This is a genomic window from Faecalimicrobium sp. JNUCC 81, assembly GCF_053667625.1.
In genome coordinates this window covers 2,602,601-2,623,184 of sequence record NZ_CM132203.1, presented here as the reverse complement: position 1 = coordinate 2,623,184, position 20,584 = coordinate 2,602,601, and the positions used below count along the sequence as shown (strand labels likewise).

Here is a 20,584-nt window from a genome sequence, read left to right as displayed (position 1 = left end):
TTTACTTCGATATATTGGGTATAATTGGAATGTAGAAAACATTAATTAAAATTATTTAAAATTATAATAAATAATAACTATATTATATGGAAATTCATAGTATAGATAGAAGGATATTTAGGAGGGTAAGAAAATGGCGAAAATTATAAGTACTTCTCAATTTAGAGGCGAGGTTGAAAACAACAATGGGGTAGTAGTGGTAGACTTTTTTGCAACTTGGTGTGGGCCGTGTAAAATGTTAGCTCCAGTGTTTGAAGAATTAGGAAGTGAAATGCAAAATGAAGCAAGATTTGTAAAAGTTGATATAGACCAAAGTTTAGAAATAGCTCAACAATTTAATATATCAACAGTACCGACAATGATGATATTTAAAGATGGTAAACCAGTTGAATCTTTAGTAGGGTTTATGCCTAAAGAAAAAATAAAAGCTAAAGTTCAATCACATTTATAAAATGATAGGTGGTAAATATGAGATATGATATAGCTATAGTTGGAAGTGGTCCAGCCGGGCTATCTGCAGCCGTAAATGCGAAAATTAGAAATAAAAGTACAATTATATTTGGAAATGAAAATTTAAGCAATAAACTTGTAAAGGCTCCGTCAATAGATAATTATTTAGGTTTTTATGATATAAGTGGAGATGAATTAAAAGATAAGTTTAAAGAGCATATAACAAATATGGATATTGAGATATCTAATAAAAAAATAAACAACGTATATGCTATGGGCGATTATTTTGCACTAATGTCAGGTGATGAAATGTATGAAGCAACTACAGTAATACTAGCCACTGGTGTTGAATATGGGAAGCCTATAAAAGGAGAAGAAGAGTTTTTAGGTAAGGGTGTAGGTTACTGTGCAACTTGCGATGCACCTTTATATAAAGATAAAAAAGTAGCTATAATAGGATATAATAAAGAATCTGAAGAAGAAGCTAACTTTTTAAATGAAATAGCATCTAAAACTTACTTTATTCCAATGTATAAAAATGAATCTTTAATGAGATCAGCAGATGTATTAGATAGTTCAATAGAAATTATAAATGATAGACCTATGCAAATACAAGGAGATAATCTTGTTAATAAGGTTGCATTTAAAGAAAAAGAAATTGATGTAGATGGTGTATTTGTTATAAAAGACAGTGCATCTCCAAAATCATTAGTTCCAGGTATTGAAACTGATGGGCCTCATATTAAAGTTGATCTTAATATGAAAACAAGCATAGAAGGATGCTTTGCAGCAGGAGACTGTGTAGGAAAGCCATATTCTTATATTAAATCAGCAGGTCAAGGTCAAATAGCAGCACTTAGTGCAGTTTCTTATCTGGATAAATTAAAAATAGAGCAAAGAAAGCAACAACAATAGATAAAAAAAGAGTATCAATTAATTGATACTCTTTTTTTATCCTAAAGCTACAAAAATTGTTCCAATACCAATAAATATAACTCCGATTATCCCTTTAATGCTTATAGTTTCTTTAAAGATTAAGATAGATGCTATTACAGTTATAACAACTGAAAGTTTATCAATAGGAGCTACTTGCCAAGTTTTGCCTGTTTTTAAAGCAATATTTAAAAACAACCAAGATAAGGCTCCAGAAATTCCAGCGAAAATTAAGAAAAATAAGTCCTTTTTATGATCCATAAGCTGAGATATATTACTAAAATCACCTCTTGCAAAAGAAACACAAATTAAAAATATTGCCATTATTACAGCTCTAACTGATGTAGCCATAGATGGAGGTAAATTATTTATACCTATTTTTGTAAAAATTGTAACAAAACTTGCACTTATAGCAGCAAGTAATGCGTAAAATAACCATGAACTCAAATTAAAAAATCTCCCTTCAAAAATATATCTTTTATTATAACATAAATGAATATGAAAATCTTTATCAACTATAAAAATAAAAAATAACTATCACTTGTAGTTTAAAGCAATAGTTATTTTTATTTACTATAGATCTTTTGAATTAGTTTTTGCAAACTCTATTTCATTTAATATATCATTTAATTCTTTATTTAATCTTTCAAAATCATCTGAATTAACATTATAATTCAAAAATAAGTTTTCCATATTATAAGAAGCTAGATTTAGCTTTTTAGTCACACTTAAAAATAAATTAAAGTTGCTACTATTCATAGCTTTAGTAAATTTATTTAAATCTTTCTTTATAAAAGAAACTATTTCGTACTCGTCAGTAAAAATTCCCTGAGGAATAGGATAAGGTTTAATTCTTTGTAAAAAATATTGATTTTTAGCGTTAATATTATAAACATAAGATATTTCTAAATCTTCATTTAATTTAAACTTTATAAAGTATAAAAGTCCTCTTACTTTTGTTACTTGTGAAGCACCTATTTGTCGTAGTAAGGTCTCAATTGCATCACCTTGGGCAGTATTTACATTCATTTAAATATATCTCCTTTTTATAATTTATAAAATAAGTTTTATCTAAAATATAATTAGTAAATAAACTGTAGAAATAATAATAGATAAAATCATAATAGGAAAACCTACTTTAAAATATTCTTTAAAAGTTATTGGATGACCATGTTTTTGACCAACGCTAGCTAAAACTATATTTGCAGAGGCTCCAATTAAAGTTCCGTTACCTCCAAGGCAAGCACCAAGAGATGCAGCCCACCATAAAGGCATTACATCTACTCCTTGAGTTTGCATTGTCAATATAAGAGGAATAAGAGTTGCTACAAATGGTATGTTATCTAAGAAAGATGATACAATAGCAGAAACCCATAAAACGATTAACATAGTAAGTACAAGATGACCTTCAGTAGCTCCTATTAGCACTGTAGCTAGTTTATTAATTATACCAACTTCTTGTAGTCCTCCGACTATTACGAATAAACCTGTGAAAAATAATATTGTAGACCACTCAATACTTGCTAAAATCTCATCTATATCCTGTTTACCAATAAAAAGCATAACTGTTGCTCCAGTTAAAGCTACAATGCTAGAATCAATATGGATTATACTATGAAGAGAAAAACCTAAAAGAATAAATAACATAACAATAATACTTTTTATAAGTAAAGACTTATCTTTAATGGCTTTATTTTCGTCAAGATTTAAAATATTCTCTTTTTGAGCCTCATCAACAATAAGTTTTTTCTTAAAAATAAATTTGAAACAAAAAATTATCACAATAAGTAAAACCACAACTACAGGACCTAAGTTAACTAAAAAGTCTGTAAAGCTAAGATTAGCAGCACTACCAATCATAATATTTGGTGGATCACCTATAAGTGTTGCAGTTCCACCTATATTAGATGCAATAATTTGAGTAATTAAAAAAGGAATAGGATTAAGTCCTAAGATACTGGTGATAACAATTGTCATAGGCCCAATTAATAAAACAGTTGTTACATTATCTAATACTGCGGATAATAAGGCTGTTATTATAATAAAGCTAATCATTATCTTCCAAGGATCACCTTTTGATTTTTTGGCTGTAAATATTGCTATGTACTCAAATAAACCTGAATTTTTAACTACAGCAACAAAAAGCATCATACCGATTAAGACACCTATTGTATTAAAATCAACATGGCTTAATCCAACTTCCATAGGAATTATATTGAATAATATCATTAATAATGCACCACTTAAAGCTGCTACACATCGATTTACTTTTTCGGATATAATAGCCATCATAACTAATAAGAAAATGGTTATAGCTATTATTTGTTCAGTTATCACTATAATCGCCTCCCTGCAATAATTCTACCTAATATCTAAATGTTAGTACTTTTCTAAATCAATTTCAATTAAAGTATACATACTTTATACTTTATAAAAACATAAAATATTCTAAAAAAGTACAAAATAAAATTTTATTATTTAGAAAAAAGTTCGTAAAAATTATTAAATAGGCTCAAAATGATAAAAAAAGTATTAAATTTAATTGAAGTAATAATAAATATATATAAATATATGATTAGGGAAATGTTTTCCATGGGTAAAAATAGGAAATTTGCAATGTTGAAAATTAATTATGCAATTTCGATATTGAAAAAAGGCAAAAAATACTGTATAATGAGTCTAGAATGAATTTTATAAAATAAATTATGCATTAATCAAGCAGTTTTAAAAATTAAATATTTTAAATTTAATAAATAAATATTTTTGAAGGAGGAATTTAAATGGAAATATTAAATAAATTAGTTCTTAGCGTTAACGATTTTATATGGACATATATACTAATAGCTGCACTAATAGTGCTTGGGATTTACTTTACAGTGAAGACAAACTTTGTTCAGTTTAGGTATTTTAAAGAGATGTTTAGACTTTTAGGAGATGGAAGTTCTAAAGAAGCTAAAAAAGAAGGTAAAGTATCTTCTTTCCAAGCATTTTGTATAAGTACAGCTTCAAGAGTTGGAACAGGTAATATAGCAGGTATAGCACTTGCAGTAGTAGCGGGAGGACCAGGAGCGATATTTTGGATGTGGCTTATAGCTTTAATAGGTTCAGCATCAAGCTTTGTAGAAAGTACATTAGCTCAGATATTTAAAGTTAAAGATGGTAACGCATTTAGAGGTGGACCAGCTTACTACATGGAAAAGGGATTAAATAAAAAATGGATGGGAATAACATTCTCTATATTAATAACAATTTGTTTTGGATTTGTATTTAATGCAGTTCAAGCAAATACAGTTTCACTTGCATTTAGTAATGCCTTTGGAGCAAATAAGTTAGTAATGGGAATAGTTCTTGCAATCTTAACTGCACTTGTAATATTTGGTGGAGTTCAAAGAATAGCAAAGGTTTCTGAAATTATAGTACCAATACTTGCAGGATTATATATATTAGTCGCATTATTTATAGTAGCAACAAATATAGGTCAATTACCAGGTGTATTTAAAATTATATTTACAAGTGCGCTTGATTTTAGAAGTGTATCTATGGGTACTATGGGTGGTATGATGTTAACTGGAATAAAAAGAGGATTATTCTCTAATGAAGCTGGTATGGGTAGTGCACCAAATGCAGCGGCAACAGCAGATGTATCTCACCCAGTTAAACAAGGTTTAATACAAACTTTAGGGGTATTTACAGATACGATAGTTATATGTAGTTGTACTGCATTTATAATACTTTTATACCCAGAGTATCAAGCAAGTGGTCTTAGTGGTATAGAGTTAACTCAAGCAGCACTTACTGCACATATAGGTCCTATTGGTGGAACATTTATAGCGGTATGTATATTCTTATTTGCATTTAGTTCTATAGTAGGAAACTACTATTATGGTCAATCAAATATAGAATTTATGAGTAAAAATAAATCTATTTTAAATATATTTAGAGCTGGTGTTGTAGTTATGGTTTTATTTGGATCATTAACTCAAGTAGATATAGTTTGGAACTTAGCAGACGTATTTATGGGATTAATGGCGATAATTAATTTAATAGCAATAGCATTACTTGGGAAATTTGCATTTATGGCTTTAAATGATTATACAAATCAAAAGAAAGCTGGAATAAAAGATCCAATATTTACTGCATCAAATATAAAAGGTCTTGAAAATATAGAATGCTGGCAAGAAAAATCGGAAAAAACAGCATAGATAAAGATAAGAGATACCTCAACTAATTTAGTTGGGGTATTTTTTATTTTTAATATAAATCATAATAATACTTAAAAAATTCGGAAATAATAGATAAAGTAATTTTATAAAAAAATCAAAATATAACAATTATTTAAAAGAAAATTATTTTGAAATGAAAAGTATAAAAATTGCAATTTTAAATAAATAGTATGCAAAATTATATTGATATGAGGATAAAAGTAGACTACTATAAAAGTATAGTGAATAATTAAAAATAGATTATTCATTATGTATTTATTTTCTAATTATTTAAAAAATAAGGAGGAATTCAAGTGGAAGTTTTAAATAAATTAGTTATGAGTATGAATGATTTTATATGGACTTATATATTAATAGCTACTTTAATATTTCTTGGAATTTACTTTACAGTAAAAACAAGATTTGTTCAGTTTAGGTATTTTAAAGAGATGTTTAGGCTTTTAGGAGAGGGGAGTTCTAGAGAGGCTAGAAAAGAAGGAAAAGTATCTTCTTTTCAAGCATTTTGTATAAGTACAGCTTCAAGAGTTGGAACAGGTAATATAGCAGGTATAGCACTTGCAGTAGTAGCGGGAGGACCAGGAGCGATATTTTGGATGTGGCTTATAGCTTTAATAGGTTCAGCATCAAGTTTTGTAGAAAGTACATTAGCTCAGATATTTAAAGTCAAAGATGGTAATGCATTTAGAGGTGGACCAGCTTACTATATGGAAAAGGGATTAAACAAAAAATGGATGGGAATAACATTCTCTATATTAATAACAATTTGTTTTGGATTTGTATTTAATGCAGTTCAAGCAAATACAGTTTCACTTGCATTTAGTAATGCTTTTAAAGTGGATAAACTAGTAATGGGTATAATTCTTGCTATTTTAACTGCACTTGTAATATTTGGTGGAGTTCAAAGAATAGCAAAGGTTTCTGAAATTATAGTACCAATACTTGCAGGATTATATATATTAGTTGCACTATTTATAGTAGTAACAAATATAGGTGAATTACCAGGTGTATTTAAAATGATATTTGTAAGTGCACTTGATTTTAGAAGTATGTCTATGGGTGCCATAGGCGGTATGATGTTAACTGGAATAAAAAGAGGATTATTCTCTAATGAAGCTGGTATGGGTAGTGCGCCAAATGCAGCAGCAACGGCAGATGTATCTCACCCAGTTAAACAAGGTTTAATACAAACTTTAGGTGTATTTACAGATACGATAGTTATATGTAGTTGTACTGCATTTATAATACTTTTATACCCAGAGTATCAAGCGAGTGGTCTTAGTGGTATAGAGTTAACTCAAGCAGCACTTACTGCACATATAGGTCCTATTGGAGGAACATTTATAGCAATATGCATATTCTTATTTGCATTTAGTTCTATAATAGGTAACTATTATTATGGTGAATCAAATATAGAATTTATGAGTGAAAATAAATCTATTTTAAATATATTTAGAATTGGTGTTGTGTGCATGGTTATATTTGGTTCACTAACTCATGTAGATATAGTTTGGAATTTAGCAGATGTATTTATGGGACTTATGGCAATAATAAATTTAATAGCAATAGCATTACTTGGGAAATTTGCATTTATGGCCTTGAATGATTATACTAATCAAAAAAAAGCTGGAATAAAAAATCCAGTATTTAAGGCATCAAGTATAAAAGGTCTTAAAAATACAGAGTGTTGGAATGATAATCCGAAACAAACATTATAAATAAAAATACCTCAACTAATTTGGTTGAGGTATTTTTGTTTTTTCAAAGCTTTCTAGATAGGAATAAAAACTTTTAAATTCATCCATATTATGGATTTCTTTTAAATTTCTAATATCTATCATTATATTACTTGGTTTATGAAATATAAACTCCATATCGTATATAGGGCATTTACAAAATCCGTTTATAAAATTATATTTGTAAGGTTCGTATTTATCAAAATTTGCTTCAAAGTACTTTATTTTACCGTAGCATAATCTGTGTATATAAAATAAAAGAGCTAAGGTAGAATGTTTAGTAGCAAATTTATGTGAAAAATACTTGATAGTATGATATTTATCGTGCCTACATACCCAGGTAAGATTATCATCAAGGATTAAATTATATTTTTTTATAAGATTATATTTATCTGGTGTTAAAGGTGTTATTTCTTTTTTGTTCATATATAATCCCTCCAAAATTTTTTATGTTATTATAATATTTATGATAAAATATTAAATTAATGAGTTTAAATATATTAAGTAAGTTTAATTAATTCAAAACATTTATTAATAAAAAGTTAGGAGAAAATTAATGAGTATAAAACCTTTAGATATACTATCTAAATATTATGGATATACAAGCTTTAGAAGAGGACAAGAAAGTATAATAAATTCAATAATAAATAATAAAGATGTATTAGCTATTATGCCAACTGGTGGAGGAAAATCTATTTGTTATCAGTTACCTGCGCTTTGTTTAAATGGGCTTACAATAGTAATATCACCTTTAATATCTCTTATGAAGGATCAAGTAGATGCATTAAAGACTATGGGGATAGAAGCAGACTTTATAAATAGTTCTTTATCAACTAGTGAATATAATGAAATACTTGATAATATTAAAGATGATAAATATAAAATAATATATGTAGCACCAGAAAGATTAGATAGTATTGATTTTATTGAGATAATGAGATTAAAAAATATTTCTCAAGTTGCAATAGATGAAGCACACTGCGTATCTCAATGGGGTCATGATTTTAGATCAAGCTATAAGAGAATTCCATATTTTATAAAAAATTTAGAGAATAGACCTATAATAACTGCATTTACAGCAACTGCATCAGACGAAGTTAGAGAAGATATATTAAGCATATTAGAACTTAATGAACCAGATATTTATATAACAGGATTTGATAGAGAAAATTTATCTATAAATATAGTAAAATCATCATCTAAAAATAGATATCTTCTTAATTATATAGAAAATCATAAAAATGAATCTGGAATAATATATGCAGCTACGAGAAAAGAAGTAGAAAGTATTTATGAAGGATTGTTAAAGAGGGATGTATCAGTATCAAAATATCATGCAGGATTATCTAGTGAAATAAGAAAGAAAAATCAAGAAGATTTTATAAATGATGATATTAAGATAATGGTAGCAACAAATGCTTTTGGAATGGGTATAGATAAACCAAATATTAGGTGGGTTGTTCATTATAATATGCCACAAAGTATAGAAAATTACTATCAAGAAATTGGTAGAGCAGGAAGAGATGGAGAAGATAGTGAATGTACGTTACTATTTGCTCCAGGGGATATTCATACACATAAATATTTAATAGAAGTTGGTATAGAAAATCCAAATAGAAAATTAGTACAGTATAAAAAGTTACAGCAGATGGTAGATTTGGTTTATAGCAATATGTGTTATAGAAAAAATATATTATCATACTTTGGTGAAGATGTAGAAAATGATTGTAACAATTGTAGTAACTGTTTAAATGAAGGAGAAATTACAGATAAAACTTTAGATGCTCAAAAGGTTATATCATGTATTGCAAGAATGAAAAGAGGATACGGTGTAAATATGATAGTAGATGTTCTTAGAGGATCTAAGAATAAAAAAGTATTGGATTTAAACTTTAATACTTTATCTACTTATGGAATTATGAAAAACTATTCTAGTGATGATTTAAAGACATTTATAAATACATTAGTATCTCATGGATTTTTAGATATAATTGAAAACCCAGGGAATAGAGGAAGTTTTCCTACTATAGCACTTAACGAACAATCTATGAAAGTTATTAAAAAAGAAATAAAAGTAGAATTTAAAGAAGATAAAGTCACTAAATCTACTTATGTGGAAAATGAGTTATATGAAAGATTAATAACTTTAAGAAGTGAAATTGCTAAAAATGAAAAGATTGCACCTTATATGGTATTTGGAGATGCAACTCTTAAAAATATGGCCAGTATTTATGCAACTAACAAAGATGAAATGCTTAGTGTATCTGGTGTTGGTGAAATTAAATACGAAAGATATGGACCTTTATTTGAAAATGCTATAAATGAATATGTTATTGAAAAAAATATAGACAAGTCAGCTATGTCAAATAAAAAAGAAAGTGTATTTAAAGATAGCGAATATTTTGAAGTAAATACAGATATTAATTTATATAATAAGCTAAAAGAACTTAGATTAAATATGTCTAAAGTAGAAGGAATACTACCTTACATGGTACTTCCTAATAACTCATTAAAAGAAATAAGTGGTAGATACCCTTTAGAAAAGGATCAACTTAATGACATAGGTGGTATTGGACCAGTAAAAATAAATAAGTATGGTAAAGATATAATAGAAATAGTAAGAAAATATGTAAATGAAAATAATATAGAAGTTAAATGGGAAGATAAAAAAAGATTAAAGCTTATTTTAGATGGAGATAGTAGAAAAAATGATGAAATTACATTAGATTTATTAAATCAAGGTATTGATATAAAAGATGTATGTGAGGAAATAGAGATTTCTTTATCTACAGCACTAGGTTATGTTTGTGATTATATAAAAGAAAATAAAGAAATTAAATTTAAAATAGACACTAAATCTTTGTATAATGAAAGTGATAAGGATTTAATATTAGATGTATGTAATAAATTAGGTGAAGAAAAAATAGGAGCTATAAAAAAAGAACTTCCAGAACATATAAAATATGAAAATATAAGGGCTGTAATACTTGAAAAATATATGGATAAATAAATTATTATAAATAAAGGCTAGTGCACTATTAATTTAGATTACTAGTCTTTATTATATGTTATTTAGAATATAAAAAATATTGTAATGGAGTATGAATTATGGTAAGATTTTAATACCTAGTAATAATACTTATAATAAAATAGTAAGCCTAGTATATAGCAATTTGGAGGAAATTAATGAATAATATAAAAATAGTATGTGATAGCTTAACTGATTTGCCTAAGGAATTAATAGAAAAGTATGACATAGAAGTAGTACCACTTAGTGTAATATTTAATGAAAAAGAATATATAGATGGAATAGATATAACAAAAGATCAATTTTATAATATGTTAAGAGAAAATGAAAGTCTTCCTAAGACATCTCAAGTAACATATATGAATTTTAAGACTACTTTTGAAAAGTATACAAAGGATAGTATTGATGTTTTATACATAGGAGGGTCTTCAAATTTATCGGGAACTTACCAAAGTGGAGTAATGGCTAAAAATGATATAGAAGGTAATGTTTATACTTTTGACAGCTTATCTGCATCATTAGGATTAGGATGTATTGTATTAACGGCAGCAGAGTTAGTGAAAGAAGGAAAAAGTATAGAAGAAATTATATCTAAATTAGAATCACTTAGAAATAATACATCAGTGTTGTTCACAGTAGATACATTAGAGTATTTACAAAAAGGGGGAAGAATATCGTCAGCTAAAGCTACAATAGGTAATATGTTAAATATAAAACCTGTAATATGTTTAGAAGATGGATTAGTTAAGCCATTAGCACAATCAAGAGGTAAAAAGCAGGTAATAAGCAAGATGGTAGAACTTATAAAAGAAAATCATGGTGAAGATTTAACTAATAAAAGAGTTATAATTGGATGTGGAGATAATAAATCTGATTTAGAATTATTAAAGAAAAAATTATCTGAAGAACTAAAAGTAGGAGAACTTATTTTTATAAATATAGGTAGCAGTATATGTGCTCATACAGGCCCAGCCGTTGTTGGAATTGCATGTAGTGATAAATAAAAAAGATAGGCATTTTGCCTATCTTTTTTTATTAGTAAGTATTCAAACAAATTACAACTTTACAGATAAGAAATTATGGTTTAAAATAAAATGTATTTACATATAACTGACAAAAAAATTATCAAAATAAATGTAAGTAAAGGGGGTACTTATGGATATCAATAGAGTATTAAATTTCTCTTCAAATGCAGGTAAGTTAATGCTACAAAGTGGTGGAGAAACATACAGAGTAGAAGAAACTATATCAAGAATATGCCAGTCATTTGATGTAGACGAAGTAGACGTATTTGCTAGTCCCACAGCAGTAATAGTTTCGGTATCAGTAGATGGAAAAGTACATTCTATAGTTAAAAGAATAAAATCAAGAGGAATTGATTTAAATAAAGTACACAATATTAATTCATTATCTAGAAAGATATATAATGAAAGGTTAAATATATATGAATGTGAAAAAGAATTAGAGAAATTAAGTAAAGAAGATCCTTATGATATAAAAACACAATTAATAGTATCTGGTATTGCTACTTCATCATTTACATTAATATTTGGTGGAAGTACAAATGATATAATAGCATCTTTTATAATAGGTATTATATTAAAATTATCATTAATAGGTTTAGGAAAATCTTCATTAAATGAATTTTTCATAAATAGTATAGGTGGTGCACTTATAGCTATTTACTCAGTTGTGCTTTTAGATTTTGGAATAATAAAAGAAATAGATAAATTAATTGCAGGAGCTATAATGATTTTAGTGCCAGGATTAGCACTTACCAATTCTATAAGAGATATAATTGATGGACAATTGGTTTCAGGACTGACAAAAGCATCGGAAGTTCTTTTAATAGGAATTTCAATAGCTGTGGGAACAGGTACGATTATACATTTATATCTTAAAATGAGGGGGATATAAAATGATTATAGAAGTAATAGCTGCATCTTTAGCGGCATTTAGTTTTGGAGTACTTTTTAATATAAAAGGAAAAAGATTAGTAGTAGCTTGTATAGGTGGAGGTTTAGGTTGGCTTGTTTATAAACTTTGCTTAAGCTATCAAATGGGAGAGTCATCATCTTGCTTTATATCAGCAATATGCTTTAGTATATATTGTGAAATATGTGCTAGAGTATATAAAACTCCAGCAACTACACTAACTGTATGTTGCTTGATACCACTAGTGCCAGGATATGGTGTATACAATACAATGTATGAATTTATAATTGGTAACTACACAAAAGGGATGGATTATGGAATAAATACTTTAGCTGTAGCTGGAGCATTAGCACTTGGAGTTATATTTGTATCTACTATTTTCAGGAATATTAAAATAAATAGAATAATTAATAAAATAGGAAGACGAAAAGAAAAAGTAAGTTAAAAACCTTATGTATATATACATAAGGTTTTTTATTATTTAATTATAGTAAAGTTAGAATTTAGTTTTATATTTGCTTTTTCTCTGATTTTTTTAGCTTGTTCTTTTACTTTATCTAATAATTTAGATTCATCTAAAACTAATATTTCTTTTTCTTTCATTAACCACTTACCATCACAAATAGTCGACTCGATATTTTCACTACTCATAGCATAAACTATATTTCCAATTGGGTTGTGCATTGGTAAAGAATGAATAGTATTTGGATTTAATATTATCATATCAGCTTTTTTACCAACTTCAAGGCTACCTATTTCTTTATCTAATAAGGCACATTTAGCACCATTTATTGTAGCCATTTCAAGTATTTTTTCTGCATTAACTACAGTAGGATTTAATGTTCTACCTTTGTGTATAAGTGATGTCAAATACATATCTCTCATCATATCCATTCTATTATTTGATGGTGCACCGTCTGTTCCTATAGATACAGTAATTCCCTTATCTAGCATTTCGGGTATTGAAGCAAATCCTAATACTACTTTCATTGCGGCTGCAGGGTTATGAGATACTTTGACATTATTTAATCTAAATAAATCTATTTCTTTATTAGTTAACCATACTGTATGAACTGCTAATAAGTTTGGACCTAAAGCACCTAAGCTATTTAAATGCTCTACTGTAGATAGTCCTCTACGAGTTTTGGCGAAATCAACTTCGTCAGCTATTTCGGCTATATGCATGTGTATACCAGTACGATATTTATCAGCTAATTCTTTAGTTTTAATTATTAGTTCATCAGAGTTATTAAATATTGTTCTAAGAGCAAACCATATTTTTACTCTTTCATTTGATGTATTATTATATTTTTCAAATAAATCTATTTGAGTATTTAATTCTTCTTCACAAGTTTTTTGCCAAGCTTTAGGCAATCCTTCACCTTGATCCATAACAGATTTTGCAAGGCATGCTCTTATACCAGTTTTATCAACTGCGTCAACCATTGCATCTACGTATTGTCCACCTGATTCTAAGAATGTTGTTACACCAGAGCGTATTAATTCTATGCAGCAAGCAGTAGATGAGATTAATGAATCATTATAGTCAAAGCTACTTTCATAAGGCCATACTCTATCTCTAAGCCAAGTTAATAAATCTACATCATCAGCTATACCACGTCCTAACTGCTGAGATAAATGAACATGTGTATTTATAAGTCCTGGCATAAGTATTTTTCCATTAGCATCATAAATTTCTGCATCTTTATTTACGAGACTATCATCAAATTTACCAACAGCCTTTATTATATTATCTTCTATCAAAATATTACCATTTTCATAAACTTCTCTTTTATCATTCATTGTTATTAAGTAAGCATTTTTTATAAGTAATTGTGTCATAATTTACCAGTCCTTTAAGAATATATAGTTGAAAAATTTGTTTTATTTTAAAATATTATATAATAAATGTGAACATTATTCAATTAAAAAGTTTAAAAATTCGGATTTATAATAAGGTAAATAAATCGTACTTTAAAATAAATTTAAAATGAAATGTAAATCTTTAAAAGAACTTTTATATAAAAAAATATTGAAATGTTTGTTAAAAGCGTATAGAATATTAAAAAAAGACAGATTATTTGGAGGGACATATGAAAATTAGACAGCTATTATATTTAGGAATTATTCTATCTTTAACATCTTCAATGTTAATAGGATGTAGTTTAAGTAAAGAAAAGGAAAAAAAAACATCAGATACTATAAAAGTGACTATGGTATCAGATGTTGGGGGAATTAATGATCAATCATTTAATCAATCTGCTTGGGAAGGTCTTAAAAAAGCAAAAGATGAATTAGGTGTAGAAGTAAATGTTATAGAATCAAAGCAACAATCAGATTATGCTCCAAACGTTGAAACTGCAGTAGAACAAGATGCTGATTTAGTAATAGGCATAGGATTTCAAATGGATGAAGCTATAAAAGATGCTGCTAAACATTACCCAAATCAAAAGTTTGCAATAATTGACCATTCATATGAAGATCAACCTGAAAATGTAAATTCAATAATGTTTAATGCTCAAGAGGCTGCTTATTTAGTTGGTATAGTAGCTGCCAAAAAAAGTGAAACAGGAACTGTAGGGTTTATAGGAGGAACTAAAAATCCTATAATAGAAAGTTTTGAATATGGATATTTAGCAGGTGTTGATGCAGCAGGAAATAATACTAGAGTTTTAAGACAATATGCAGATACATATACAGATGCTTCTAAAGGAAAAGCTATAGCTAACCAGATGCATAGCAATAACGTAGATGTTGTATTTACAGCAGCGGGTGACACAGGTTCGGGATCAATAGAAGCTGCAAAAGAAAATAATAAAATGGCTATAGGGGTAGATAAAGACCAAAATTCATTAGCTCCAAATAATGTTATAACATCAGCTATTAAAAGAGTTGATATGGTTGTATATAATACAGTTAAAGATTTAGTAGATGGTAAATTCAAAGGCGGAGAAGTAAGTGTTTATGGACTTAAAGAAGATGCTGTTGGAATAGCAACTACCACAAATAAAAATGTTAGTGAAGATATAATTAATTTTGTAAATGAACAAGCTAAAAAGGTACAAAATGGAGAAATCATTGTTCCTGTTAATCAAGAACAATATGATAAATTTAGTAATTAGACAACTAGGAGGGATTTAAAATGGGATTAACACCACACAATAACGCAAATGCAGGAGATATAGCAGAAACTATATTACTTCCAGGAGATCCATTAAGGGCAAAATTTATAGCAGAAAATTTTTTAGAGGATGCTGTTGAATATAATACGGTAAGAGGTATGTATGGATATACAGGATATTATAAAGGTAAAAAAATATCTGTACAAGGAACAGGTATGGGTGGCCCATCGATGGGAATTTACTCATATGAGCTTATACATTTTTATGGAGTAAAAAATCTTATAAGAATAGGTTCGGCAGGAGCTTTAAATAGCGATTTAAAAATACAGGATATAGTAATAGGTAGTGGAGCGTGTACAGACTCAAATTATGCATCTCAATATAATTTACCAGGAATTTTTGCTCCAGTGGCTAGTTTTGAATTAACTAGAAAAGCTTATGATATAGCTAAAGAAAAAGGTATAGATGCTAAAGTTGGGAATATATTATCAAGTGATGTTTTTTATAGTGATGGCGGTTTAGATTCACTTAAAGTATGGAGTAAAATGAATGTATTAGCAGTTGAAATGGAAGCAGCTGCTTTATATATGAATGCTGCAAGAGCTGGTGTAAACGCACTTTGCATGCTTACAATATCAGATTTACCATTTGAAGGAGTAGCAACAACTACAATGGAAAGGCAAACAGCATTTACTAAGATGATGGAAATAGCTTTAGAATTAGCATAAAAAAAGAGAAGTTTTTAACTTCTCTTTTTTTCATAATAAAATTATATTTTTAATTAGTAACGGTATTAATCTCTACTTTATCATCATTAACTATATTTCTAAGCCATTTAAAAGATTTAAATCTTTTAACTATAAGGGTTGCTTTAAGTATCTCTTCAGATACAGTAAATGCAACTACTAAGTGAACCGGTAAATGTAGTATAAATGCAGCAACATAGGCTAAAGGTATACCTACAAACCAAAGAGTGCAACCTTGTAATACAGATCCATAAGTAGCATCTCCTCCACCTCTTAATATACCAACTATCATAACCGCATTATAAACTCTAAATAACATTATAATTGCATAAATATATAAGATATACTCTGAAGATAATTTAACTTCAGGTGATACATTAAAGAATGATACTATTGGATTAGCTGTGATTGCCATTAATACAGATAATAATATAGAAATTCTAATTGATAAACTTGCAATTTTTTTAGATGCATCTATAGCAGATTCTTCTTTGTTTGCACCAATTTCATTTCCTATTATAACAACTGCGGCATTTGCAAGTCCAAATGTAAATATCATAAATAAATTCATAACGGTACTGCATATTTGCATAGAAGCGGCAGCCCCTGTTCCAATTCTAGCGTAAATTGCATTATAAGTAATATTTCCAAATGCCCAACAAGCTTCATTAGCAAGTATTGGTATAGTAATAGCAACAAGAGTAGATGATATTGATTTAGGTAATGAGAATACATAACTAAATTTTAATTTTAAAACATCTATATTCCTGTAAACTGATATAACTATTATCAAGCATTCTGTAATTCTAGCAATAAGAGTAGCTATTGCAGCTCCTCTTATTCCGAGTGCAGGCATGCCTAAAAGTCCAAATATAAGTATAGTATTTAAAATACCATTAACTACAAGTCCTATGAAACTAGCCCACATTGGTAGACGAGTATTTCCAATACTTCTAAGTCCACTAGAGAATGTAAATGTTATAGTAGTAAAGAAATAACTTATAATAACTATTTGTAAATATTGAACTCCTATTTTAACTACATCTGAATCATTAGTAAATATTGACATGATTTTTTGAGGCATTAAAAGTCCTAAAGCCATAAAAGCTATAGTTAGGACTAAAGCATAAAATAACGATTTTGCTAAAACTTTTTTTATACTATTATTATCCTTTTTACCCCAAAGTTGGGCAATAAGAACTCCGGATCCGATTGCTATTCCATTAGAAAGTAGAGAGAATAAAAAGTAATATTGATTAGCTATACCAACTGATGCAAGTTCAACTTCTCCAACTTTACCTATCATCATAGTATCAAGCATATTAAGTGACGATGTTATTAAACTTTGAAGTACAATTGGTAATGTAATTAGGAATAAGTGCTTATAAAATTCTTTGTCTTTTTTATATTTGATTATTGTATTTTTAATCATAAATGTCCTCCTTAGAAAATTTCCATAAAAATAAAAAACACCCACTTAGAGTTTTTTTCAAGTGGATGTTCAACACTCATACATCTGAAAACAGTAAGATGTATAGTATATATATATAATTCAAACCAGTGTAGTTAAAATTTTGTATGGATTAATACAAAATCTTTATTATTATATAACATGGAATATATTAAGTCAATAAAAAAATCAAATATATATTTTTATAAAATGAATGATTGAATGAATAAATTTACTGTGTTACACTTAACTTGTAAAAATGATAAAAAATATTAGAGCTAGGGGAGCTAGAATTGGCTAGCTGAGATAAAAGCCTCAACTTACAAACCCTAACTACCTGATCAAGGTAATGCTTGCGAAGGGAAGCTTTATGTATAAAGTTAACTAATTTATATATTAAATTAGTGATTTATGCTAATTATTAAAGTGCTTTCCTTATATTAAAGAAAAGTACTTTTTTTAATGTAAGGAAAAAATAATCAAAAAATAATCTACATAAGCACAATAAGCTTTCTAAAAGCATTCCCTAACAAAAAAACTTTAGGGGGTAGCACATGAAATATTCAACTCAAATGGATGCAGCAAGAAAAGGAATTATAACTGAAGAAATGGAAATTGTAGCTAAAAAGGAATCAATGGATGTAAATAATCTAAGAGATTTAATAGCTAAAGGTCAAATAGTCATACCAGCAAATAAAAAGCACAAATCACTTAGTCCACATGGTATTGGAAAAAATTTAAGAACTAAAGTAAATGTAAATCTAGGTATTTCAAGAGATTGTAATAATGTAGAAAAAGAATTAGAAAAGGTTAAAACAGCCTTAGATATGAATATAGAAGCAATAATGGATTTAAGTAGTTACGGAAAAACAAGAGAGTTTAGAGAAAAATTAATAGATATATCTCATGCTATGATAGGTTCAGTTCCTATGTATGATGCAGTAGGATTTTTAGATAAAGACTTAAAAGATATTAAAGAAGAGGAATTTTTAAATGTAATAAAGCAACATGCAATAGATGGCGTAGACTTTATAACTATACATGCAGGACTTACTAGAAATGTTTGTAAAAAAATAAAAAATAATAACAGACTAACTCATATAGTATCTCGTGGAGGTTCATTATTATTTGCATGGATGGAGCTAAATGATAAAGAGAATCCTTTATATACTAACTTTGATAAAATATTAGATATTTGTGAAGAGTATGATGTTACTTTAAGTCTTGGAGATGCATGTAGACCAGGATCTATAAATGATTCTACAGATGGAGTTCAAATAGATGAACTTATTGTTCTTGGAGAACTTACTAAAAAAGCTTGGAAAAGAAATGTACAAGTTATGATAGAAGGTCCAGGACATATGGCAATTGATGAGATAGAAGCAAATGTTATTTTACAAAAGAGACTATGTCATGAAGCTCCGTTTTATGTATTAGGACCATTAGTAACAGATATAGCACCAGGATATGACCATATAACAAGTGCTATAGGTGGGGCATTGGCTAGTTCTAAAGGAGTAGACTTTTTATGCTATGTAACACCAGCAGAGCATTTAAGACTACCAAATTTAGAAGATATGAAAGAAGGAATAATAGCTACAAAAATAGCTGCACATGCAGGAGATATAGCTAAAAATGTAAAAGGCGCTAGAGAATGGGACAATAAAATGAGTAAGGCAAGGGTAGAACTAGATTGGGAAAAAATGTTTAAGCTTTGTATAGACCCAGTAAAGGCTAGAAAATTTAGAGAAGAATCAAGACCGACTCATGAAGATAGCTGCACAATGTGTGGAAAAATGTGCTCTATGAGAACAGTAAAAAAAGTACTAAATAATGAAGAGGTTAGTTTAGTATAAAATTTGTTTCACTCATATCGCCAACGAGATATCTTTGCTATAGCGTCAGATATATCCGTTGCCTAAAATTCGTTTCACTCATACTCATTGAAATTAGGAGGTGAATAAATGAAGGTTAATGGTAAAGATGTAGAATTTAAAAATAATACAAATATAATAGATTTATTAAATAACTATAATCTAAATAAAGATAGAGTTGTTGTTGAAATAAATTTTAATATAATAGATGAAAATGAATATGAAAACTACATAATAAATAAAGAAGATGTCATAGAGATTATAAACTTTGTTGGAGGTGGTTAAATGAAAATTTTTATAAATGAAATTTTGCAAGAAATCAATAAAAATATGACTGCCTACCAAGTTAAGAAAAAATATAAAGAAGATAGTGATGTATTAATATTAAATGGATATCAAATAAATGAAGATATTTTACTTAAAGATAATGATAAGATAACTCTAATAAAAAAGGGAGAAAAGCCATCTAAAGAAGATCTAAAAAATTTATTAATAGCAAGGCATACACCAAATATACATAGTAAATTAGAACAAGGAAAAGTGGCTATATTAGGTCTTGGAGGACTAGGGTCTAATATAGCTATATCCTTAGCAAGAATAGGAGTGGGTAAATTAGTACTTGCTGACTTTGATGTTGTAGAACCATCAAACCTTAATAGGCAACAATATTTTATCGATGATATAGGAAAAAATAAGGCAGATGCTTTAAAGGAAAATATAAAAAGAATAAATCCTTTTATAAATATAAAAACACATAATATATTTATAACTAAGGATAATATGGAATATTTTAATGATGTAGATATAATAATAGAAGCTTTTGATAATCCGAAATATAAGGCTCAAATATGTAACTATGTTTTACTAAATATGAAGGACAAGTATTTAATAGCATCTTCAGGGATGGCAGGATATTATGATTCAAATATTATAACTACAAAAAAGATAAGAGATAAGTTTTATATTTGTGGAGATTTTATAAATGCAGCAAAAATAGGAGAAGGTTTAATGGCGCCAAGAGTAGCTATTTGTGCAAATCATATGGCTAATATAGCTACAAAAATATTGATAGAAGAATAACTAAAAGGGG

The 20,584-nt window shown here is 28.0% G+C and carries 19 protein-coding genes and 1 riboswitch; of the genes, 13 read left to right on the top strand and 6 right to left on the bottom strand.

Annotated features, from left to right (window positions below):
* Positions 1-133 precede the first annotated feature (133 nt).
* Together trxA and JNUCC81_RS13155 are read left to right on the top strand one after the other, a co-directional pair.
* Entirely contained in the window at positions 134-451 is a 318-nt protein-coding gene (gene trxA / locus JNUCC81_RS13160; protein WP_208331330.1) for a thioredoxin, read from the top strand.
* Positions 452-468: 17 nt separating this feature from the next.
* Positions 469-1,365, top strand: a complete 897-nt coding sequence (locus JNUCC81_RS13155) for an NAD(P)/FAD-dependent oxidoreductase (RefSeq protein WP_208331329.1) — start codon at positions 469-471, stop codon at positions 1,363-1,365.
* Positions 1,366-1,401: 36 nt separating this feature from the next.
* Here JNUCC81_RS13155 and JNUCC81_RS13150 read toward each other — a convergent pair whose 3' ends face one another.
* From JNUCC81_RS13150 to JNUCC81_RS13140, 3 genes are all read right to left on the bottom strand, one after another.
* Complete coding sequence (locus JNUCC81_RS13150) at positions 1,402-1,830, bottom strand: EamA family transporter (protein ID WP_454093897.1); 429 nt, start codon at positions 1,828-1,830, stop codon at positions 1,402-1,404.
* A 126-nt stretch (positions 1,831-1,956) separates the two neighbouring features.
* Positions 1,957-2,412: a hypothetical protein gene (locus JNUCC81_RS13145; protein ID WP_454093896.1), complete on the bottom strand. Its 456-nt coding sequence runs from the start codon at positions 2,410-2,412 to the stop codon at positions 1,957-1,959.
* A 42-nt stretch (positions 2,413-2,454) separates the two neighbouring features.
* Complete coding sequence (locus JNUCC81_RS13140) at positions 2,455-3,675, bottom strand: ArsB/NhaD family transporter (RefSeq protein ID WP_454096402.1); 1,221 nt, start codon at positions 3,673-3,675, stop codon at positions 2,455-2,457.
* Between the two features lie 488 nt (positions 3,676-4,163).
* Between JNUCC81_RS13140 and JNUCC81_RS13135 the strand changes: the two genes are divergently transcribed.
* The gene (locus JNUCC81_RS13135) at positions 4,164-5,585 is read left to right on the top strand and encodes an alanine/glycine:cation symporter family protein (protein WP_454093895.1); all 1,422 of its coding nucleotides are present in this window, start codon (positions 4,164-4,166) and stop codon (positions 5,583-5,585) included.
* Between the two features lie 338 nt (positions 5,586-5,923).
* The gene (locus JNUCC81_RS13130) at positions 5,924-7,321 is read left to right on the top strand and encodes an alanine/glycine:cation symporter family protein (RefSeq protein WP_454096401.1); all 1,398 of its coding nucleotides are present in this window, start codon (positions 5,924-5,926) and stop codon (positions 7,319-7,321) included.
* Between the two features lie 15 nt (positions 7,322-7,336).
* On the opposite strand, the gene JNUCC81_RS13125 is transcribed toward JNUCC81_RS13130, so the two are convergent.
* Positions 7,337-7,765 carry a hypothetical protein gene (locus JNUCC81_RS13125; RefSeq protein WP_454093894.1) on the bottom strand — a complete coding sequence of 143 codons (429 nt, stop codon included), beginning with the start codon at positions 7,763-7,765 and terminating at the stop codon, positions 7,337-7,339.
* 130 nt (positions 7,766-7,895) lie between these two features.
* Here JNUCC81_RS13125 and recQ point away from each other — a divergent pair, with 130 nt between their 5' ends.
* The 4 genes from recQ (at position 7,896) to JNUCC81_RS13105 (ending at position 12,747) form a co-directional block, all read left to right on the top strand.
* Positions 7,896-10,349 carry a DNA helicase RecQ gene (gene recQ, locus JNUCC81_RS13120; RefSeq protein ID WP_454093893.1) on the top strand — a complete coding sequence of 818 codons (2,454 nt, stop codon included), beginning with the start codon at positions 7,896-7,898 and terminating at the stop codon, positions 10,347-10,349.
* 176 nt (positions 10,350-10,525) lie between these two features.
* The gene (locus JNUCC81_RS13115) at positions 10,526-11,371 is read left to right on the top strand and encodes a DegV family protein (protein ID WP_454093892.1); all 846 of its coding nucleotides are present in this window, start codon (positions 10,526-10,528) and stop codon (positions 11,369-11,371) included.
* A gap of 151 nt (positions 11,372-11,522) precedes the next feature.
* On the top strand, positions 11,523-12,284 hold the full coding sequence (locus JNUCC81_RS13110) for a threonine/serine ThrE exporter family protein (protein ID WP_454093891.1): 762 nt from the start codon (positions 11,523-11,525) through the stop codon (positions 12,282-12,284).
* Between the two features lies 1 nt (position 12,285).
* Entirely contained in the window at positions 12,286-12,747 is a 462-nt protein-coding gene (locus JNUCC81_RS13105) for a threonine/serine exporter family protein (RefSeq protein ID WP_454093890.1), read from the top strand.
* A 32-nt stretch (positions 12,748-12,779) separates the two neighbouring features.
* On the opposite strand, the gene JNUCC81_RS13100 is transcribed toward JNUCC81_RS13105, so the two are convergent.
* Entirely contained in the window at positions 12,780-14,144 is a 1,365-nt protein-coding gene (locus JNUCC81_RS13100) for an amidohydrolase (RefSeq protein WP_454093889.1), read from the bottom strand.
* Positions 14,145-14,395: 251 nt separating this feature from the next.
* Between JNUCC81_RS13100 and JNUCC81_RS13095 the strand changes: the two genes are divergently transcribed.
* Entirely contained in the window at positions 14,396-15,424 is a 1,029-nt protein-coding gene (locus JNUCC81_RS13095) for a BMP family lipoprotein (protein WP_454093888.1), read from the top strand.
* A 20-nt stretch (positions 15,425-15,444) separates the two neighbouring features.
* Positions 15,445-16,152 (top strand): purine-nucleoside phosphorylase, encoded by a 708-nt coding sequence (deoD, locus tag JNUCC81_RS13090; protein WP_454093887.1) that lies wholly within the window; start codon positions 15,445-15,447, stop codon positions 16,150-16,152.
* Positions 16,153-16,201: 49 nt separating this feature from the next.
* Here the strand turns inward: deoD and JNUCC81_RS13085 are convergent, their stop codons facing one another.
* Positions 16,202-17,602, bottom strand: a complete 1,401-nt coding sequence (locus JNUCC81_RS13085) for an MATE family efflux transporter (protein ID WP_454093886.1) — start codon at positions 17,600-17,602, stop codon at positions 16,202-16,204.
* A gap of 288 nt (positions 17,603-17,890) precedes the next feature.
* Positions 17,891-18,001: riboswitch (TPP riboswitch) on the top strand.
* A 173-nt stretch (positions 18,002-18,174) separates the two neighbouring features.
* Between JNUCC81_RS13085 and thiC the strand changes: the two genes are divergently transcribed.
* The 3 genes from thiC (at position 18,175) to thiF (ending at position 20,574) form a co-directional block, all read left to right on the top strand.
* Positions 18,175-19,476 carry a phosphomethylpyrimidine synthase ThiC gene (gene thiC / locus JNUCC81_RS13080; RefSeq protein WP_454093885.1) on the top strand — a complete coding sequence of 434 codons (1,302 nt, stop codon included), beginning with the start codon at positions 18,175-18,177 and terminating at the stop codon, positions 19,474-19,476.
* A gap of 108 nt (positions 19,477-19,584) precedes the next feature.
* Complete coding sequence (gene thiS / locus JNUCC81_RS13075; protein WP_454093884.1) at positions 19,585-19,779, top strand: sulfur carrier protein ThiS; 195 nt, start codon at positions 19,585-19,587, stop codon at positions 19,777-19,779.
* A complete protein-coding gene (gene thiF, locus JNUCC81_RS13070) occupies positions 19,780-20,574 on the top strand; it encodes a sulfur carrier protein ThiS adenylyltransferase ThiF (protein ID WP_454093883.1) in 795 nt (264 codons plus the stop codon).
* Positions 20,575-20,584 lie beyond the last annotated feature (10 nt).

What these genes read in the sequence shown, in the direction of transcription:
- trxA (WP_208331330.1), top strand. Translation starts at nt 134, where the DNA reads ATGGCGAAAATTATAAGTACTTCTCAATTTAGAGGCGAGGTTGAAAAC.
- JNUCC81_RS13155 (WP_208331329.1), top strand. Translation starts at nt 469, where the DNA reads ATGAGATATGATATAGCTATAGTTGGAAGTGGTCCAGCCGGGCTATCT.
- JNUCC81_RS13145 (WP_454093896.1), bottom strand. Translation starts at nt 2,412, where the DNA reads ATGAATGTAAATACTGCCCAAGGTGATGCAATTGAGACCTTACTACGA.
- JNUCC81_RS13140 (WP_454096402.1), bottom strand. Translation starts at nt 3,675, where the DNA reads ATGATGGCTATTATATCCGAAAAAGTAAATCGATGTGTAGCAGCTTTA.
- JNUCC81_RS13135 (WP_454093895.1), top strand. Translation starts at nt 4,164, where the DNA reads ATGGAAATATTAAATAAATTAGTTCTTAGCGTTAACGATTTTATATGG.
- JNUCC81_RS13130 (WP_454096401.1), top strand. Translation starts at nt 5,924, where the DNA reads ATGAGTATGAATGATTTTATATGGACTTATATATTAATAGCTACTTTA.
- JNUCC81_RS13125 (WP_454093894.1), bottom strand. Translation starts at nt 7,765, where the DNA reads ATGAACAAAAAAGAAATAACACCTTTAACACCAGATAAATATAATCTT.
- recQ (WP_454093893.1), top strand. Translation starts at nt 7,896, where the DNA reads ATGAGTATAAAACCTTTAGATATACTATCTAAATATTATGGATATACA.
- JNUCC81_RS13115 (WP_454093892.1), top strand. Translation starts at nt 10,526, where the DNA reads ATGAATAATATAAAAATAGTATGTGATAGCTTAACTGATTTGCCTAAG.
- JNUCC81_RS13110 (WP_454093891.1), top strand. Translation starts at nt 11,523, where the DNA reads ATGGATATCAATAGAGTATTAAATTTCTCTTCAAATGCAGGTAAGTTA.
- JNUCC81_RS13105 (WP_454093890.1), top strand. Translation starts at nt 12,286, where the DNA reads ATGATTATAGAAGTAATAGCTGCATCTTTAGCGGCATTTAGTTTTGGA.
- JNUCC81_RS13100 (WP_454093889.1), bottom strand. Translation starts at nt 14,144, where the DNA reads ATGACACAATTACTTATAAAAAATGCTTACTTAATAACAATGAATGAT.
- JNUCC81_RS13095 (WP_454093888.1), top strand. Translation starts at nt 14,396, where the DNA reads ATGAAAATTAGACAGCTATTATATTTAGGAATTATTCTATCTTTAACA.
- deoD (WP_454093887.1), top strand. Translation starts at nt 15,445, where the DNA reads ATGGGATTAACACCACACAATAACGCAAATGCAGGAGATATAGCAGAA.
- JNUCC81_RS13085 (WP_454093886.1), bottom strand. Translation starts at nt 17,602, where the DNA reads ATGATTAAAAATACAATAATCAAATATAAAAAAGACAAAGAATTTTAT.
- thiC (WP_454093885.1), top strand. Translation starts at nt 18,175, where the DNA reads ATGAAATATTCAACTCAAATGGATGCAGCAAGAAAAGGAATTATAACT.
- thiS (WP_454093884.1), top strand. Translation starts at nt 19,585, where the DNA reads ATGAAGGTTAATGGTAAAGATGTAGAATTTAAAAATAATACAAATATA.
- thiF (WP_454093883.1), top strand. Translation starts at nt 19,780, where the DNA reads ATGAAAATTTTTATAAATGAAATTTTGCAAGAAATCAATAAAAATATG.